Source organism: Kiloniella laminariae, from assembly GCF_027214005.1.
Classification (GTDB): domain Bacteria; phylum Pseudomonadota; class Alphaproteobacteria; order Kiloniellales; family Kiloniellaceae; genus Kiloniella; species Kiloniella laminariae_A.
This window is the reverse complement of record NZ_JAPWGY010000033.1, coordinates 1-848: the sequence shown is the minus strand read 5'-3', so window position 1 is coordinate 848 and position 848 is coordinate 1. Positions and strand designations below refer to the sequence as shown.

The window sequence follows — 848 nt, the reverse complement described above, 5'->3', positions numbered from 1 at the left end:
GCGGGGTGGAGCAGCCCGGTAGCTCGTCAGGCTCATAACCTGAAGGTCGCAGGTTCAAATCCTGCCCCCGCAACCAACGAGATCAAAAAAAACCTCTCAGAGAAATCTGAGAGGTTTTTTTTGTGCCTGGGAAAAGCGGGAAACAGTTTCTTGGAAATTGTCTCTAAAAGATAGAGAAAACGGGGTGTTCGATCATTCTTATGAGACTGCTAACCTTGAATAAGGAATTCCTTATTCAAGGTTAAGCGAGTATCCTTGAATAAAGGAGGTCACGGATCCTGTGATAGGTAGATTGCCTGCTCTATATTTCCGATGACTTTCAGGTCAGCTCCTTTGGCGCCAGAATCTCTGGGGGTAACTTCCACACGAGAAATCAGTTTTTGAATTACTTCTGCTGCAATGGAACGAATGCCTTCGTGTGAAAGTGTTTTTTGTAAATCATTTAAACGGCTCATATAAATGTCGTGAAGATCTGGTGAAAGTGTGATTGGCTTTGGTGTGACAGGGATGTTTCTGATTTTTTCTTGTAATACAAGTTGGGTTTCTTCACATGCAGCGAGGGCCTTGGAAATTGCCAGGGACATATTCCCATTGGCGATCATCTCTACAAGATTGTCAATTTTACTTTCCAAGGCTTTGAGCTCGATGGAAAGCTGATCATAATCCTGGTTTTTTTGAATAAACAAACGTTCTTGTTCAGCTCTATAGGCTCTGGCAAAACACTCCATGTTTTCCGGAGTGTATAAATTCGTTCTTAAGATTGTGCTGATTTAAAGCCTTTTGCTTTTAATCTGAGACATATCCAGCAGCCTTGAAGAAATTCCAGCATTCGGAAGGATCGTAGAGAT

General features: G+C 42.3%; 1 protein-coding gene. It reads right to left on the bottom strand.

Annotated elements, in window-relative coordinates:
• Positions 1-269: 269 nt before the first annotated feature.
• On the bottom strand, positions 270-728 hold the full coding sequence (locus O4H49_RS20505) for a hypothetical protein (RefSeq protein WP_269425294.1): 459 nt from the start codon (positions 726-728) through the stop codon (positions 270-272).
• Positions 729-848 lie beyond the last annotated feature (120 nt).

Bases quoted from the DNA above. Each gene is read 5' to 3' on its own strand.
- O4H49_RS20505 (WP_269425294.1), bottom strand. From the start codon at position 728: ATGGAGTGTTTTGCCAGAGCCTATAGAGCTGAACAAGAACGTTTGTTT.